Origin of the sequence: Plesiomonas sp. PI-19, assembly GCF_021368255.1 — a bacterium.
Lineage (GTDB): Bacteria > Pseudomonadota > Gammaproteobacteria > Enterobacterales > CAMTGL01 > Plesiomonas > Plesiomonas shigelloides.
In genome coordinates, this window is sequence record NZ_JAJNMQ010000001.1 from 813,253 (window position 1) to 830,815 (window position 17,563).

At 50.8% G+C, this 17,563-nt stretch carries 11 protein-coding genes and 1 pseudogene; all 12 read left to right on the top strand.

The genetic code is table 11. The annotated features are described in order from the left end of the window. The first annotated feature begins 175 nt into the window (after window positions 1-175). On the top strand, window positions 176-2,059 hold the full coding sequence (gene htpG / locus LQ901_RS03745) for a molecular chaperone HtpG (protein WP_064978495.1): 1,884 nt from the start codon (window positions 176-178) through the stop codon (window positions 2,057-2,059). A gap of 236 nt (window positions 2,060-2,295) precedes the next feature. Beyond that, complete coding sequence (gene adk, locus LQ901_RS03750) at window positions 2,296-2,940, top strand: adenylate kinase (protein WP_010864090.1); 645 nt, start codon at window positions 2,296-2,298, stop codon at window positions 2,938-2,940. 313 nt (window positions 2,941-3,253) lie between these two features. Next, the gene (gene hemH / locus LQ901_RS03755) at window positions 3,254-4,237 is read left to right on the top strand and encodes a ferrochelatase (protein ID WP_064977995.1); all 984 of its coding nucleotides are present in this window, start codon (window positions 3,254-3,256) and stop codon (window positions 4,235-4,237) included. Between the two features lie 234 nt (window positions 4,238-4,471). Beyond that, window positions 4,472-5,782: an inosine/guanosine kinase gene (locus LQ901_RS03760; protein ID WP_010864088.1), complete on the top strand. Its 1,311-nt coding sequence runs from the start codon at window positions 4,472-4,474 to the stop codon at window positions 5,780-5,782. A 349-nt stretch (window positions 5,783-6,131) separates the two neighbouring features. Continuing rightward, complete coding sequence (locus LQ901_RS03765) at window positions 6,132-7,319, top strand: dicarboxylate/amino acid:cation symporter (protein WP_010864087.1); 1,188 nt, start codon at window positions 6,132-6,134, stop codon at window positions 7,317-7,319. A 381-nt stretch (window positions 7,320-7,700) separates the two neighbouring features. Further along, window positions 7,701-8,570: pseudogene (locus tag LQ901_RS03770) on the top strand (L,D-transpeptidase family protein); the annotation flags it as partial. Between the two features lie 489 nt (window positions 8,571-9,059). Further along, window positions 9,060-10,364 carry a trigger factor gene (gene tig / locus LQ901_RS03775; protein WP_010864085.1) on the top strand — a complete coding sequence of 435 codons (1,305 nt, stop codon included), beginning with the start codon at window positions 9,060-9,062 and terminating at the stop codon, window positions 10,362-10,364. 102 nt (window positions 10,365-10,466) lie between these two features. Further along, a complete protein-coding gene (gene clpP, locus LQ901_RS03780; RefSeq protein ID WP_010864084.1) occupies window positions 10,467-11,090 on the top strand; it encodes an ATP-dependent Clp endopeptidase proteolytic subunit ClpP in 624 nt (207 codons plus the stop codon). Window positions 11,091-11,173: 83 nt separating this feature from the next. Further along, complete coding sequence (clpX, locus tag LQ901_RS03785) at window positions 11,174-12,448, top strand: ATP-dependent protease ATP-binding subunit ClpX (RefSeq protein ID WP_010864083.1); 1,275 nt, start codon at window positions 11,174-11,176, stop codon at window positions 12,446-12,448. A gap of 183 nt (window positions 12,449-12,631) precedes the next feature. Continuing rightward, window positions 12,632-14,989 carry an endopeptidase La gene (lon, locus tag LQ901_RS03790; protein ID WP_010864082.1) on the top strand — a complete coding sequence of 786 codons (2,358 nt, stop codon included), beginning with the start codon at window positions 12,632-12,634 and terminating at the stop codon, window positions 14,987-14,989. Window positions 14,990-15,231: 242 nt separating this feature from the next. Next, window positions 15,232-15,507 carry a nucleoid-associated protein HU-beta gene (gene hupB, locus LQ901_RS03795; protein ID WP_010864081.1) on the top strand — a complete coding sequence of 92 codons (276 nt, stop codon included), beginning with the start codon at window positions 15,232-15,234 and terminating at the stop codon, window positions 15,505-15,507. Window positions 15,508-15,636: 129 nt separating this feature from the next. Continuing rightward, window positions 15,637-17,505: a peptidylprolyl isomerase gene (gene ppiD / locus LQ901_RS03800; RefSeq protein ID WP_010864080.1), complete on the top strand. Its 1,869-nt coding sequence runs from the start codon at window positions 15,637-15,639 to the stop codon at window positions 17,503-17,505. Window positions 17,506-17,563 lie beyond the last annotated feature (58 nt).

Genomic DNA, 17,563 nt, shown 5'->3' on the forward strand with positions numbered 1-17,563 from the left:
GCCATATCTTTACGCTATAGTGCGTTAGCGCGTATTAATTCGCCAATTGCAGATGAAATTTAATAATCCAGCAAAATTAGCCCCTTGAAATTGATTTTCCTGTCCCCACTTATTTCACATCGAGGTTTTTTGCTATCTGTTGATACGAGGATTTGCAATGTCACAAGATACCACCATGAAAGCGCAAGAAACGCGCGGTTTTCAGTCAGAAGTTAAGCAACTGCTGCAACTGATGATCCACTCACTCTATTCCAATAAAGAAATCTTCCTGCGTGAGCTGATCTCCAACGCCTCCGATGCGGCGGATAAATTGCGTTTCCGTGCGCTGTCTCAGCCCGATCTGTATGAAGGTCAGGGCGACTTGCATGTACGTTTGTCAGTAGATAAAGACGCGGGCACCATCACTATCAGTGATAACGGCATCGGTATGACGCGTGCTGAAGTGATTGATCACTTGGGCACCATTGCCAAGTCCGGCACCAAAGCGTTTTTGGAGTCTATCGGCTCTGATCAAGCGAAAGACAGCCAGCTGATTGGTCAATTCGGTGTGGGCTTCTACTCTGCCTTCATTGTGGCCGACAAAGTAACCGTACGCACCCGCGCTGCCGGCGCTAAGCCGGAAGAGGGCGTATTCTGGGAGTCTAGCGGTGAAGGTGACTATACCGTTGCCGATATCACCAAAGCCGATCGCGGTACTGACATCATTCTGCACCTGCGTGATGATGAAAAAGAGTTCTTGGATGACTGGCGTCTGCGCACCATCATCGGCAAATACTCTGATCACATCAGCCTGCCGGTTGAGATCCAAACTCGCGAGCATAACGAAGATGGCAGCGAAGGCGAGCTGAAGTGGGAGAAAATCAACAAGGCACAAGCCCTGTGGACCCGCAGCAAAGCCGACGTTTCTGACGACGAGTACAAAGAATTCTACAAACACATTTCGCACGACTTCTCCGAACCAATGATCTGGAGCCACAACCGTGTGGAAGGTAAGCAGGAATACACCAGCTTGCTGTATATCCCATCGCACGCACCGTGGGATATGTGGAACCGTGATCATAAACACGGCCTGAAGCTGTACGTACAGCGCGTGTTTATTATGGATGACGCTGAGCAGTTCATGCCAACCTACCTACGCTTCGTGCGTGGTCTGATTGACTCTAACGATCTGCCGCTGAACGTATCGCGTGAAATTCTGCAGGATAACCGCATTACTCAGAACTTGCGTAGTGCTTGCACCAAGCGTGTACTGCAGATGCTGGAAAAACTGGCCAAAGATGATGCTGAGAAGTATCAAACCTTCTGGAACGAGTTTGGTTTGGTGCTGAAAGAAGGCCCAGCCGAAGATTTCAGCAACAAAGAAGCGATTGCTAAGCTGTTGCGCTTTGCCTCTACCCACAACGACAGCGATGTACAAAATGTGTCACTGACCGATTACGTCAGCCGCATGAAAGAAGGTCAGGAGAAGATCTTCTACATCACTGCCGACAGCTACGCTGCCGCGAAACACAGCCCGCATCTGGAGCTGTTCCGTAAGAAAGGTATCGAAGTTCTGCTGCTCTCCGATCGTATCGACGAGTGGATGATGAGCTACCTGACCGAGTTCGATGGCAAGCAGTTCCAGTCTGTTACTAAAGCTGATTTGGATCTGGGCGCACTGGCGGACAAGGAAGAAGAAGCGAAGCAGAAAGAAGCCGACGCTGAATTCAGCTCCTTTGTTGAGCGCGTGAAGGGCTATCTGGGCGAGCGCGTGAAAGACGTGCGTCTGACTCACCGTCTGACCGATACTCCAGCGCTGGTTACCACTGAATCTGATGAAATGACCACTCAGATGGCAAAACTGTTTGCCGCTGCCGGTCAAAAAGCGCCAGAGATTAAATACGTGTTCGAGATTAACCCAGAGCACGCATTGGTGAAAAAAGTGGCGGATACCGCTGACGAAGTGCAGTTTAATGACTGGGTTGAGTTGCTGCTGGAGCAGGCCATGCTGGCTGAGCGCGGCAGTCTGGAAGATCCAAGTGCGTTCGTGCGCCGCATGAACCAACTGCTGATGGCATAATAGCGCCAACTTGCTGGATTAAATCCGTATAAGCTGAAAAACGCCGCTTGTCTGAGGACGGGCGGCGTTTTATTTTAAAGGGATGCTGAATATTTCAGCAAACTAACCGCTTTTCTATCCCCCTGAGCTGCGATAGCAGGCTTCGTTCTTGAGATCCGCTTGCTGGGAGTGGTATGGTTTATCCCTAAAAAATTACTACCCTTCACTGAATTTATTGCTAATTAGAGGAATCATCCATGCGCATCATTCTGCTCGGTGCTCCAGGTGCAGGTAAAGGAACTCAGGCTCAATTCATCATGGAGAAGTACGGGATCCCGCAAATCTCCACCGGTGACATGCTGCGTGCTGCAGTAAAAGCGGGCACTGAACTGGGTCTGCAAGCAAAAGCCATCATGGACGCCGGTCAGCTGGTTACTGATGAGCTGATCATTTCTCTGGTTAAAGAGCGTATCGCGCAAGAAGATTGCCGTAACGGTTTCCTGCTGGACGGTTTCCCACGTACCATTCCTCAGGCTGATGCCATGAAAGAAGCCGGTATCGATGTTGATTTCGTTCTGGAATTCGACGTGCCGGATCAAGTGATCGTTGAGCGTATGAGTGGCCGCCGCGTACACCCAGCTTCTGGCCGTGTGTACCACGTGGTATACAACCCGCCGAAAGTGGAAGGCAAAGATGATGTAACCGGTGAAGACCTGATCATCCGTGCGGATGACGAAGCGGAAACCGTGCGTAAGCGTCTGGCCATTTACCACGAGCAAACCGAGCCATTGGTGGCTTACTACACCAAAGAAGCTGATGCGGGTAACACCCGTTACTTCAAGCTGGACGGTACCCGCAATGTTGACGCGGTAAGTCAAGAGCTGGCGCAAATTCTGGGTTAATCCCCTAGTGCGCTTGAGCCTCTACGCGTGATTGACGCGTTATCGGGGAAAAGCCGCAGCGTAAAAAAGTAGCATACCAACGGCCTGTCAAATGACGGGCCGTTTTTTTGTTTACAGCACCACCTAAGTCACCGCAATTCCCGTCATCAACACATCGAATAAATACAGCCTTAGCCTTTCGAAAATCAGAATAAAACCCGTGAAAATATAGGGATATCAACGTACTAATAAATTGCCGCGTCCTTAGCGGTTTGTGCTGCATCCGCCTAGCCGGCAGGGCATAATAGCCATAGACCTATGACAAGGAGTGGCAATGAGCGAGAAACAGCACGGTATCTTACTGGTTAACCTTGGCACGCCGGATGCACCAACTCCAGCGGCCGTCAGACGTTATCTGAGCGAGTTTCTGCATGATCATCGTGTGGTCGACATGAGCCGTTGGCTGTGGTGTCCGCTACTACATGGGATCATTTTGCCGTTGCGCTCCCCGCGCGTGGCGCGTTTGTACCAATCGGTGTGGACAGACGACGGCTCGCCGTTGTTAGCTTTTTCCCGTCGTCAACAAGCGGCGCTGATTCAGCTCTTGGCCGAGCGAGAGATGGCCTGTCCGGTGGAACTTGGCATGACTTACGGTCAGCCTTCAATCGCACAGGCCTTAGATGCGTTGCAAGCGCAAGGTGTCACTCATCTCACGGTGTTACCGCTATTTCCGCAGTATTCGAGCTCAACCACCGCTGCAGTGTGGGATGGGCTGAGTAAGGCGCTGCGTACGCGTCGTAATCTGCCTGCGATTCGTTTTATTCGCGATTACCACGATAACCCGCACTATATTGCTGCGTTAGCTGAAAAGTTGCGTCGCAGCTTACCGGCGCAAGATTCGGGGGATTGGCCGGATAAACTGCTGTTTTCGTTCCACGGTTTGCCGCAGCGCTATGTTGATGAAGGTGATGAGTACGCACGTCAATGTGAAGTGACGGCGCAGGCGGTCGCCGATGAGTTGGGGTTGACGCCAGAGCAATGGCAGCTGAGTTACCAATCACGTTTTGGCCGCGAAGAGTGGTTAAAGCCCTATACTGATCAGACTCTCACCGCTTGGCCAGCGCAGGGCGTGCGCAAGATTGCCGTAGTTTGTCCGGGTTTCGCGGCGGACTGTTTGGAAACCTTGGAAGAGATTGCTGAGCAAAATCAGCATACGTTTTTGCAAGCCGGCGGCGAGCAGTTTACTTATGTGGCGGCACTCAATGATGATCGGGCACACATTGAGCTGATGTATCACCTCGTACAGAACGAGATGTAGTGTAAAAACGGTATCGCGCAGCCCTAAGTGCGGTATAGGTGAACAATCAAGCGTTGGGGATTAAAGTGAAGAGGGGATGTGAGCGTCCCCGTATCGGGTCTGACAGCGTCTGTACGGCCTTTGCCTTGGTTTAGCTTGTTGCGCGATCCGTGCTTTCATCATTTTGTTTGCAGCTTTCTGTGATAGAATTCGCGTTCTAGCTGATTGTCCAACGCCTCTTTCTGGATCTGAACGATGAAATTTCCCGGTCAACGTAAATCCAAGCATTACTTTCCTGTCAGTGCCCGCGATCCGCTGTTAATCAACCAGATGCGAGCTGCTGAAAGTGAAATCAGCACCGCCTATGTGGTCGGTATTGACCAGACGCTGGTTGATATTGAAGCGCGAGTCGATGAGGATTTTCTTAGCCGTTACAACCTGAGCAAAGGTCACTCTTCACTGATTGAAGATGATGTTGCTGAAGCCCTGTACAAAGAACTGAAAGAGCGTGATCTGATCACCCACGAATTTGCCGGCGGCACGATCGGCAATACGCTGCACAACTACTCCGTTCTGGCCGATGATAAATCCATCATGCTGGGCGTCATGTGCAGTCACATCGAAATCGGTGGCTATGCGTACCGTTATCTGTGCAACACCTCCAGCCGCTTGGATCTGGACTACCTGCAACCGGTTGATGGCCCTATTGGTCGCTGCTTTGCGCTGATCTCCGAAAATGGCGAACGTACATTTGCGATCAGCCCAGGCATGATGAACCACCTGAATCCAGAAAGCATTCCTGAGGAAGTGATTGCTGGCGCTTCAGCGCTGGTACTGACCTCTTACTTGCTGCGTTGCAAGCCGGGTGAGCCGATGTCTGACGCTACTATGCGTGCTATCGGTTATGCCAAGCAGTACGGTGTGCCAGTGGTATTGACGCTGGGCACCAAGATCTTGATTGAAGAAAACCCTCAGTGGTGGCGTGACTTCCTGCGTGATCACATTGATGTGGTGGCGATGAATGAAGAAGAAGCGGCAGCGCTGACCGGTATCGAAGATCCGCTGGCGGCCTCAGATAAGGCGCTGGATTGGGTTGATCTGGTGCTGTGTACTGCCGGTCCTGTCGGCCTGTACATGGCCGGTTATACCGATGAAAGCACGCTGCGTCAGACTCAGCATCCGCTGCTGCCAGGGGTGATCCCTGAGTTTAACCTGTACGAGTTCAGCCGTCCGATGCATCGTGAGGCGTGTGAAAATCCAAAGCGGATTTACTCGCACATCTCCCCGTACATGGGCGGCCCAGAAAAAATCATGAACACCAATGGTGCCGGAGATGCCGCGTTGTCATCGATTTTGCATGACATGGCCGCAAATCAGTATCACCGTAATAACGTTCCGAACTCCAGCAAGCATATGCGCACCTTTATGAGCTATTCCTCACTGGCTCAACTGTGTAAATACGCTAACCGCGTGAGCTATCAAGTGCTGAACCAGCACTCACCACGTTTGACTCGTGGTCTGCCAGAGCGCGAAGACAGCTTGGAAGAGTCCTACTGGGAACGTTAATCGACATTTAGATTGTACGCATCCCACCGATCAGGCCAGCATAGTTATGCTGGCTTTTTTTATATTCATGCTGGGTTCGTACATCGTGTTACATATGAAGCTGTTTTATATGACACGGTGACTAGCGATGGCCTATGGGGCGGCCAGCCGGCCTTTTTTAAATGCAATATAAACACGGTTTAAAATCTTCATAAATTTGAGCTGAAACGTTCATATTTAGCGTTTAGTGATAAACTTTATGATTAAACCGAATTTTTTCACTATTTAAGGCAGATTTAATTTTTCCTGCATGCTAAAAAGGCGCCCTAAATCCGATGCCCCACATGCTGTTATTATTAGAGAGGGAACGATGAAGTTGATTTTACGCTTGCTGGCAGGTATTGCTTTCGGTGTACTTTGCGGCCTTTTTGCACCAGATCTGTTTATCCGTGTACTGATCACCGCCAAGGTGCTGATCAGCCAGATGATTGGTTTTACCATCCCGCTATTGATCCTGTTTTTTGTTACCAGCGGTATTGCCAGTTTGCCGAAGAACTCCGGTAAATTGCTCGGCAAAACCGTTGGCTTGGCCTATGCCTCCACGGTAGGTGCGGGTTTCTTGGCTTACTTTGCTTCAATCCAGATCCTGCCATCATTGCTGAGCCATGCTGGTACGCTGGCGGAGCCGGTACGTAAGTTAGAGCCACTGATGACTCTGCAAATCCCGCCAGTGATGGGCGTGATGAGTGCACTGGTGCTGGCATTCGTGTTCGGTCTGGGCATTGTGTCCACCGGCAGCAGCGAAATGAAAAAGCTGAGCGACCAAGGCCGTGACATCATTGAACTGCTGCTGAGCAAGTGCATGATCCCGGCGCTGCCGTTCTATATCGCCGGTGTTTTTGCCGATATGACCGTACAGGGCACCGTGTTCGCCACATTGAAGACATTCAGTCTGGTACTGGTGCTGGTGGTTGTGCTGCACTGGTTGTGGCTGGCATTCCAGTTCATTACCACTGGCGCTATCGTTAAGCGTTCACCGCTGTTCCTGCTGAAAAACATGATGCCGGCTTACTTTACCGCGCTGGGAACCATGTCTTCGGCGGCAACCCTGCCAGTAACGCTGCGCCAAGCGCAAGTGGCCGGAACCAGCAAAGGCATTGCGAACTTTGTGGTGCCACTGTGTGCAAATATCCACATGGCGGGCTCTGCTATCAGTATCGTGACTGTAGCTTGTGCTGTGATGCTGATGAGCGGTTATGCTCACCTGCCATCTTTGAGTGAGATGCTGCCATTTATTATGATGCTGGGTATCACCATGGTGGCTGCACCAGGTGCGCCGGGTGGTGCGGTGATGGCGGCGCTGGGTCTGCTGGGTACCATGCTCGGCTTTAGCGAAGCGATGCTTGGTCTGCAGATTGCGCTGCACTTGGCACAAGATGGTTTCGGTACTGCATGTAACGTAACCGGTGATGGTGCGCTGGCGATGTGTGTCGACAAGATGGCTGCTGGTGACAGCGTGGAAGATGCTGAGCCGGAAGTGGCGGAAGATATCGCCTAATTGATGTCAGGTTGTACTGATTAATCCTTCTGATTCAGTGGATCAGAGATACAAAAAGCCCGCTTAGCGGGCTTTTTTACGTCGGTTAGGCCGGATAGGGGCGCAGTGTTGCGTAATCACATGATGTAAAAGCAAAGATCAAAAAAATCTGAACAAAAGGTTTATTGTTTTTTGTAGACATAATTTAATATGTGCCCCTGATGTTGTTAGCCGCAGACCGGTTCAGGTCTGATCCTATGCTACGCCTCTGGTTACAATCTTGTTAATTTCGCACTAGCCATATGGTATGGATTGTCCATACTGATATGAAACTAGGCTCTTTTGGGGTCATCAATGAAAGCTGTTCGTGTATTTGCCGGCCTGCTGGTGTCTGCGCTGGCAATGATGACAGTGCCTTCGGCACTGGCTGCGTCTTATCCTTTGCCGCCAGCGGGTAGCCGTCTGGTTGGTACTGAAGAAACCTATGTTGTTCCAGGTAACGGTGAGTCGCTCGAAGCGATTGCCGCACGTTATCAAGTAGGTCTGATTGCGATGTTGGAAGCGAATCCTGATGTGGATCCGTTCCTGCCACAAAAAGGGATGACCCTGCGTATCCCAACTCAGATGCTGCTGCCAGATACGCCACGTGAAGGTATCGTTCTTAACTTGGCAGAACTGCGTCTGTTCTACTATCCAAAAGGCTCTAATACCGTTGAGGTTTACCCAATTGGTATCGGCCGTGTGGGCCGCTCGACACCAACCATGGTGACCAGCATCATCTCCAAGCGTGCAAACCCTACGTGGACGCCAACAGCGAATACTCGTAAAGAGTACGCAGCCCAAGGTATCTCCTTGCCAGCCGTAGTACCGGCCGGTCCAGAAAACCCAATGGGTCTGTTTGCCCTGCGTTTGGCGCACGGTAAAGGCGAATACCTGATTCACGGCACTAACGCTAACTTCGGTATCGGCATGCGCGTGAGCGCCGGCTGCATCCGTCTGCGCCCAGATGACATCGAAACCCTGTTCAACACCGTACCAGTAGGTACCCGTGTGCAGGTGGTGAACGAGCCAATCAAAGTTTCTGTCGAGCCAAATGGCCAGCGTTATATCGAAGTACACCAGCCGCTGTCTAAGAATGAAAGCGATGACCCACAGACTATGGTGATCCCATTCACCAAGCCGGTTCAATCTTTCATTCTGAGCCCACTAACTAACAGCACTGATGCTGAGAAAGAAGTGGCGCGTCGCTCTGGTATCCCAGTGAATGTGACCGCAGGCGAAAGCAACTGAGAATAATTTTTTCTTTCTTGGTGGCTGTTAGCGCGAGCATACAGTTTTGGAAACCCCGCTTATTACCGCGGGGTTTTTTATACCAATGGTGCAGCGATAACGCTCAGTGAATATGCACAGAACAGCAGAGATAAACCGTTAATTTCTGTAAATCACAGTGTATCTGATATTCACATTCCCTCTGCGTGTTAATAACTGATGCGTTTAGACAAGTTTACAGACAATTAAACTGCGACAGGTTGCGGGAAAATTGAGCGCAAGCACATCTGTTGCCCTCTGTTAACTCGACTCCCCCCCCTAGCACCGCTATAATGCCCCGTCTAGTTTTCCAAACTGTACTCGGGATGTTCCGATAACAGGATATATCGGTTGTGTTCGGCGACTGATTGTGTCGTTGAGTTTTATTGAGTGTAACGCTACAACCACACCGCTCAGCAATTCCGAGCACTGAGGATTTTTTTGAGGTAAAAGATGCAAGTTTCCGTTGAGACTACTCAAGGCCTTGAGCGCCGCATGACCATCACTGTAGCAGCTGATGCTATTGAAACTGCTGTTCGTAACGAACTGCAGCGCGTTGCAAAGAACGTACGTGTAGATGGCTTCCGTAAGGGTAAAGTACCGATGAGCCTGGTAGCCAAGCGCTATGGTCAGTCCGTACGCCAAGATGTACTGGGTGAAGCAATGCAACGCAACTTCATCGAAGCTATCATCAAAGAGAAAGTAAATCCGGCTGGCGCGCCAACTTTCGTTCCAGGTGAAGCGACTGAAGGTCAGGATTTCACTTTTACTGCTACTTTTGAAGTGTACCCAGAGATCGCTCTGCAGGGTCTGGAATCTATCGTAGTTGAGAAGCCGGTAGTTGAAGTGACCGACGCTGACGTTGACAACATGATCGACGTTCTGCGTAAGCAGCAAGCGACTTGGAAAGCAGCTGATCGCGCTGCAGAAGCTGAAGACCGCGTAACCATCGATTTCACCGGCTCTGTAGACGGCGAAGTATTCGAAGGCGGTAAAGCGACTGATTTCGTACTGGCAATGGGCCAGGGCCGTATGATTCCTGGCTTCGAAGAAGGTATCGTAGGTCACAAAGCGGGCGAAGAGTTCACTATCGAAGTGACTTTCCCAGCTGAATACCACGCTGAAAACCTGAAAGGTAAAGTTGCTCAGTTCGCTATCGTTCTGAAGCAAGTTGAAGAGCGTGAACTGCCAGAACTGACTGCAGAGTTCGTTCAGCGTTTCGGTGTAGCGGACGGTTCTGTGGAAGGCCTGAAGGCTGAAATCCGTAAGAACATGACCCGTGAACTGACCAACGCAGTGAAAAACCGCGTGAAGACTCAGGTTCTGGAAGGTCTGCTGGAAGCAAACCAGTTTGACATTCCTGCTGCTCTGATCGATGGTGAGATTGATGTTCTGCGTCAGCAAGCGGCTCAGCGTTTCGGTGCTCAGGCTAACAAAGCATTCGAACTGCCACGTGAACTGTTCGAAGAACAAGCTCGTCGTCGCGTACAAATCGGCCTGCTGCTGGGTGAAGTAATCAAGTCCAGCGAACTGAAGGCTGATGATGAGCGCGTTAAAGCACTGATCGCTGACATGGCTTCCGCATACGAAGATCCATCAGAAGTCGTTGCTTACTACGAGAAGAACGAAGAACTGATGAACAACATGCGCAATGTTGCTCTGGAAGAACAAGCAATTGATGCCGTTCTGGCAAAAGCAAAAGTTTCTGAAAAAGCAGCAACTTTTGATGAGCTGATGAACCAAGCACCGGCAGCCTAAGAACTATGGGCCGACCTAAGTATTTGACTTAATTTCGGCTCTTCTGCTATCTATGGCTCGGGTGAAGCATCACTCGGGCCATTTTTCTATGGGGAGAAGGCAATGTCATACAACGCAAAACAGGATGATTTCACCACCCGTATGGCTTTAGTGCCGATGGTTGTTGAGCAGACATCACGCGGCGAACGCTCCTATGATATCTATTCCCGCCTGCTAAAAGAGCGCGTCATTTTTATGACCGGTCAGGTGGAAGATCATATGGCGAACCTGATCGTGGCTCAGCTGCTGTTCCTTGAGTCAGAGAATCCGGAAAAAGATATCTACCTGTACATCAACTCACCAGGTGGCTCGGTGACTGCCGGTATGTCTATCTATGACACCATGCAGTTCATCAAGCCAGACGTGAGCACCGTATGTATGGGACAGGCCTGTTCGATGGGCGCATTCCTGTTAGCCGGTGGTGCTAAAGGGAAACGCTTCTGTTTACCGAATGGCCGCGTTATGATCCACCAGCCTCTGGGCGGTTTCCAGGGACAAGCTTCTGACATTCAGATCCATGCGCAAGAGATTCTGAAAACCAAACAGAAACTGAATGAAATGCTGGCCGCGCATACCGGACAGCCACTGGACAAAATTGAACGCGATACTGACCGCGATAATTTCATGTCGGCTGAAGAAGCGGTGGAATATGGTCTGGTTGATGCAGTACTCAGCCATCGCGAGTAATAGCGGCAACATTCCGGGGGCTGATATACACTGAAAACAGGTTTATCAGGTTCCGGGGCTGAGCCCCGATAAGAGGTTTACGAATGACAGATAAGCGCAAAGACGGGTCAGGCAAATTGTTGTATTGCTCCTTCTGCGGCAAGAGCCAGCATGAAGTGCGCAAGCTGATTGCCGGGCCGTCCGTGTATATCTGCGATGAATGTGTCGATCTGTGTAACGACATCATCCGCGAAGAGATCAAAGAACTGTCACCACGCCGTGATCGCAGTGCACTGCCTACTCCCCACGAGATCCGTAACCATCTGAATGATTACGTGATTGGGCAGGATCATGCCAAGAAAGTTCTGGCTGTTGCGGTATATAACCACTACAAGCGCCTGCGTAATGGCGATACCAACAATGGTGTGGAACTGGGCAAGAGTAATATCCTGCTGATCGGTCCTACCGGTAGTGGTAAAACTTTGCTGGCCGAAACGCTGGCTCGTTTGCTGGATGTTCCTTTCACCATGGCCGATGCCACTACACTGACCGAAGCCGGTTATGTGGGTGAAGACGTAGAAAACATCATCCAGAAATTGCTGCAAAAATGCGATTACGATGTGGCCAAAGCCCAGCGCGGTATTGTCTACATCGATGAAATTGACAAAATTTCCCGTAAGTCTGACAACCCGTCAATCACCCGTGATGTATCCGGTGAAGGCGTACAGCAGGCCCTGCTGAAGCTGATTGAAGGTACCGTTGCGGCCGTTCCACCACAAGGTGGTCGTAAGCATCCACAGCAGGAGTTCTTGCAGGTTGATACCTCCAAGATCCTGTTCATCTGTGGCGGTGCATTTGCTGGCTTAGATAAAGTGGTTGAGCAGCGTCTGAATACCGGTACGGGTATCGGTTTCGGTGCGCAGGTGAAAGGTAAAGATGACAAGATTGGTCTGAGTGAGCTGTTTACTCAGGTCGAGCCGGAAGATTTGATCAAGTTTGGTCTGATCCCGGAATTCATCGGTCGTCTGCCGGTTGTCGCCACGTTGACTGAGCTGGATGAAGCGGCACTGATTCAGATCCTGCAAGAGCCGAAGAACGCACTGACCAAGCAGTATCAAGCGCTGTTTGATCTGGAAGGCGTACAGCTGGAATTCCAGCAAGATGCGCTGATCGCCATTGCGAAGAAAGCACTGGCGCGTAAAACCGGTGCGCGTGGTCTGCGCTCTATCGTTGAAGCCGTATTGTTGGATACCATGTATGACCTGCCGACATTGAGCGGTGTGGAGAAAGTGGTTATCAACGACGCGGTTATTAACGGTAACGCTTCACCGATCCTGATTTATTCCAAACCGGAAGCTCAGGCATCGAATGCAGATTAATCCCGCTTGACGGTGATTTAGACAGAAAATGTCTGCAGAAACAGCGTAATATAGAGGGAAGGGTAACCTTCCCTTTTTCTTTACTAAGTTATAGTGTCAGACGTTGAATCTGGTTTTTCCGTCCCCATATACTCAGATAACAACTAAATTTTGGCGGAAGCTAAGTCTTTAAGAGAGAGTTCTATGAACCTGGAGCGTTCCGAGCGAATTGATGTTCCCGTTCTGCCGTTGCGTGATGTGGTGGTATATCCGCATATGGTCATTCCCCTGTTTGTAGGGCGGGAAAAATCCATCCGTTGTTTAGAAGCAGCAATGGAAAATGACAAGCAGGTCCTGCTGGTGGCGCAAAAAGATGCGAGCACCGAGGAGCCGACTGCGGCGGATCTGCATCCGGTCGGTACGGTTGCGACCATCTTGCAGATGCTGAAACTCCCTGACGGTACCGTTAAGGTATTGGTTGAAGGTCAGCAGCGCGCCAAAATTAATTTGGTATCTGACAGTGATGAGTTTTTTGTCGCGCAGGTTGATTTCCTGACGACGCAGCCGGTCGACGAAGCTGAGCAGGAAGTGCTGGTACGTACCGCCACCGCTCAGTTTGAAAACTACATCAAATTGAACAAAAAGATCCCGCCTGAGGTGCTGACTTCTCTGGCCGGTATCGACAATGCTGCGCGTCTGGCGGACACCATTGCCGCGCACATGCCATTGAAGATGAAAGACAAGCAAGCGGTGCTGGAAATTACCAGCGTCTCTGAGCGTCTGGAATATCTGATGGCGATGATGGAATCTGAAATCGATCTGCTGCAAGTGGAAAAGCGTATTCGCAACCGCGTGAAAAAGCAGATGGAAAAGAGCCAGCGTGAGTACTATCTGAATGAGCAAATGAAAGCGATTCAGAAAGAACTCGGCGAGATGGAAGATGTTCCTGATGAATTTGAAGGCTTAAAGCAGAAGATCGATGCGGCAAAAATGCCGAAAGAGGCGAAGGAAAAAACCGAAGCCGAACTGCAAAAGCTGAAAATGATGTCACCAATGTCGGCCGAAGCCACCGTTGTGCGCGGCTACATTGATTGGATGCTGCAGGTGCCTTGGCATCAGCGTAGCAAAGTGAAAAAAGATCTGGCGAAAGCGCAACAGATTCTGGATCAAGACCACTACGGTCTGGCACGTGTTAAAGAGCGCATTCTGGAATATTTGGCGGTACAAAGCCGAATCAACAAGGTGAAAGGTCCAATCCTGTGTCTGGTTGGTCCGCCAGGGGTAGGTAAAACCTCTCTGGGGCAATCCATCGCGCAAGCGACTGGCCGTAAATACGTGCGTATGGCGCTTGGCGGCGTACGTGATGAAGCTGAGATCCGCGGTCACCGTCGGACTTACATCGGCTCCATGCCGGGCAAGCTGATCCAGAAAATGGCCAAAGTGGGCGTGAAAAACCCGCTGTTCCTGCTGGATGAGATTGACAAAATGGCGTCCGACATGCGTGGCGATCCGGCCTCGGCATTGCTGGAAGTGTTGGATCCAGAGCAGAACTCAACGTTCAACGATCACTATCTGGAAGTGGATTACGACTTGTCCGATGTGATGTTTGTGGCGACCTCGAACTCCATGAACATCCCAGGTCCTTTGCTGGATCGTATGGAAGTGATCCGTCTGTCTGGTTATACCGAAGACGAGAAACTGAACATCGCTCAGCGCTATCTGCTGCCAAAACAAATTGAGCGCAATGCGCTGAAGCCAAACGAGCTGACGGTAGAAGAGAGTGCCCTGATTGGCATTATTCGCTACTACACCCGTGAGGCCGGCGTGCGTAGCTTGGAGCGTGAAATCTCCAAACTGTGCCGTAAAGCGGTGAAGAACCTGTTGCTGGATAAGAGCCTGAAGAGCATTACCATCAACGACAAGAACTTGAAAGAGTACTTGGGCGTGCAGCGCTTTGATTATGGCCGCACCGATGGTGAAAACCATATCGGTCAGGTCACCGGTTTGGCGTGGACCGAAGTGGGGGGCGATCTGCTGACCATCGAAACGGCCTCTATGCCGGGCAAAGGCAAGCTGACCTATACCGGTTCGTTGGGTGAGGTGATGCAAGAATCCATTCAGGCCGCGATGACCGTGGTGCGGTCACGTGCCGAGAAGCTGGGCATTAACCCAGACTTCTACGAAAAACGTGATATCCACGTCCACGTGCCAGAAGGGGCAACGCCAAAAGACGGTCCAAGTGCTGGTATTGCCATGTGCACCGCACTGGTATCTTGCTTGACCGGTAATCCGGTACGCGCTGATGTGGCGATGACGGGAGAGATCACCTTGCGTGGTCAGGTGCTGCCAATCGGTGGTTTGAAAGAGAAACTGCTGGCCGCTCACCGTGGTGGCGTGAAAGTGGTGCTGATCCCAGAAGAGAACCGTCGTGATCTGGAAGAGATCCCAGAGAACGTGATTGCCGATTTGCAGATCCATCCGGTCAGCAAAATCGATCAGGTTCTGACTCTGGCGCTGGAAAATAACCCGTTCGGCGCAGAGCTGCCAGCGGCGAAAGCGTGATCTGCTGCAAGAAGCGTAGATAAATGTGAGACTGGCAGGGTCAGATGACCTTGCCAGTCTTTTTTTGTCCCGTTACCGTATTACAGTCAAAGCTGCTCAGCCCTTGTGCTACGTGGCTTGCAACTTAAACAGACCGGCGTGATGTCAGCTTGCCAAGCAGTATCAAGACTGATATAAAAGCGCCATCGTAGCCCTGAAGGACATCACCGGGCACGATATGAGATTCTTAGAGGGGATGAAGAGTGAATAAGTCTCAACTGATTGACAAGATTGCGGCGAATGCTGACATTTCTAAAGCCGCAGCAGGTCGTGCGTTAGATGCTTTAATTGAGTCTGTAACCGAATCACTGCAGGCCGGTGATGATGTGGCTCTGGTAGGTTTCGGTACTTTCGCTGTGCGTGAGCGTGCAGCCCGTACTGGTCGTAACCCACAGACAGGCAAGGAAATTGCCATCGCTGCTGCTAAAGTGCCAGCGTTCCGTCCGGGTAAAGCACTGAAAGATGCCGTTAATGGCTAATTAATCTCAATGCCGGGTGTTGGCGCGTCAATTAACAACCAACATACAGTGGCACTGATTTCAAGGCGCATCCTATGATGCGCTTTTTTTCTTATTTGACAGCGTAACAAGACGGAGCATTGTCAACTCATGATGGACAAATTGCGCAGCGCTCAACATAGCATCGCGCTGAAAGTTGTGCTCGGTATCATTATTCTGTCGTTCGTTCTGACCGGTGTGCAGGGCTTCCTCAGCTCCTCCGGCAACTATGTTGCTAAAGTGGATGGCCAGGAAATTACCAACCAGCAGTTCGAGCAGGCGTATCAAAGTGAGCGTAATAACTTACAACAACGCCTCGGGGATAATTTCAATACCTTAGCTGCAGACCCTAAGTACCTGAACATGGTACGCAAAGACGTACTGAACCGTCTGATCGATGACGTGCTGCTTGATAAATATGCGAAAAAACTGAACCTGCGTGTCAGTGATGATCAAATCAAGCAAAGCATCGTCAACATGCCTGAATTCCAAAAAGACGGCCGTTTTGATAATGCCCAGTATCTGGAGCTGATCCAACGTGCTGGCTTTACGCCGGACTCTTTTAGCCAATACATGCGTCAGCAAATGGTGCGTCAGCAACTGCTGTCAGCCTTTACTGCGACTGACTTTGTGCTGCCAAAAGAGAGCGAGCAAACATTCGCCCTGCTGACACAAGAGCGTAAGGTGCGTCTGGCTACTTTGGCGGTTAAGCCACTGGAAGCTAAGCAAACTGTGACTGAGCAGGAAGAGAAAGCCTATTACGATGCGAATCCAACCAGCTTCATGTCACCGGAGCAGGTCAAAGTTCGTTATGTAGAGCTGAATGCGAAAGCGCTGCAAGACGCGGTGAAAATCGATGATGCCGCGATCGCTCAGTACTATCAGGACAACAAATCTCACTTCAGCCAGCCTGAGCGTCGTAAGCTGAGCCACATTCTGGTTAGCAACGAGAAAGCCGCGCAGGAAATCGAAACCGAGCTTAAGCAAGGTGCTGACTTTGCGACGTTGGCCAAAACCAAGTCCGAAGACAAGTTCTCTGGCCGTAACGGTGGCGATCTGGGCTGGATTGAAAAAGGTGTGATGGCACCAGAGTTTGAGCAAACTGCTTTTGCCTTGGCGGCAAAAGGCGATATCTCTGGGATCGTGAAAACGCAGTTTGGTTATCATGTCATTCGTTTGGATGATATCCAGCCAGCGCAGGTTCGCCCACTGTCTGAAGTGCGTGATGAAGTGGCTAAGCAGCTGCGTCAAACCAAAGCGACTGACGAGTTTTATGCTCTGCAGCAAAAAGCCAGCGACAAAGCATTCGAAAATCCGGACTCACTGGATGACGTAGCCAGCGCAACTGGCCTGAAGATTCAGGAAACCGGTTTGTTCAGCCAGCAGGATGTGCCTGCCGCACTGAACTTCCCTGCACTGACGAAAGCTATCTTCAGTGATGATCTGATTGCGGGTAACAGCAACTCTGACGTGATCTCTGTCGACGACAGCCACGCTTTTGTGGTGCGTGTGGTTGAGCACAAAGAGGAAGCGCGTAAGCCGTTTGAACAAGTTAGCGCTGAAATTGCTCAGCTGCTGAAGTTCCAGAAGGCGCAAGTGGCTGCTCGTAAGCAAGCTGAACAGCTGCTGACTGAATTGCGTGCGGGTAAAGGTGACGAAGCGCTGAAAGCCGCAGGTGTGACTTTCGCCGCTGAAGAGACTTTGCAGCGTAATTCACCAGACCAGCAACTGGTTAACACTGTGTTTGGCTTGGCAAAACCAGCCGAAGGCAAGCCGGCATATGGCATCAGTGAAAACGGCGAAGGGGATGTGGTTCTGGTTGAACTGCTGGGTGTGCAGAGCACGCCAAATCCTGAGCTGGAGAAAATTTTCGCTCAGCAGCAGCTGAATGCCGATATGACTGTGACCTTCGAAGCGATGCTGGCTAGCCTACGCGCTGATGCTGACATCAAATACGGTAACATGGCAGAAACCGAGTAATATTCCGCGTTGACTGCAACAATATGTAACCACAAAGAGCCGCTTTTGCGGCTCTTTG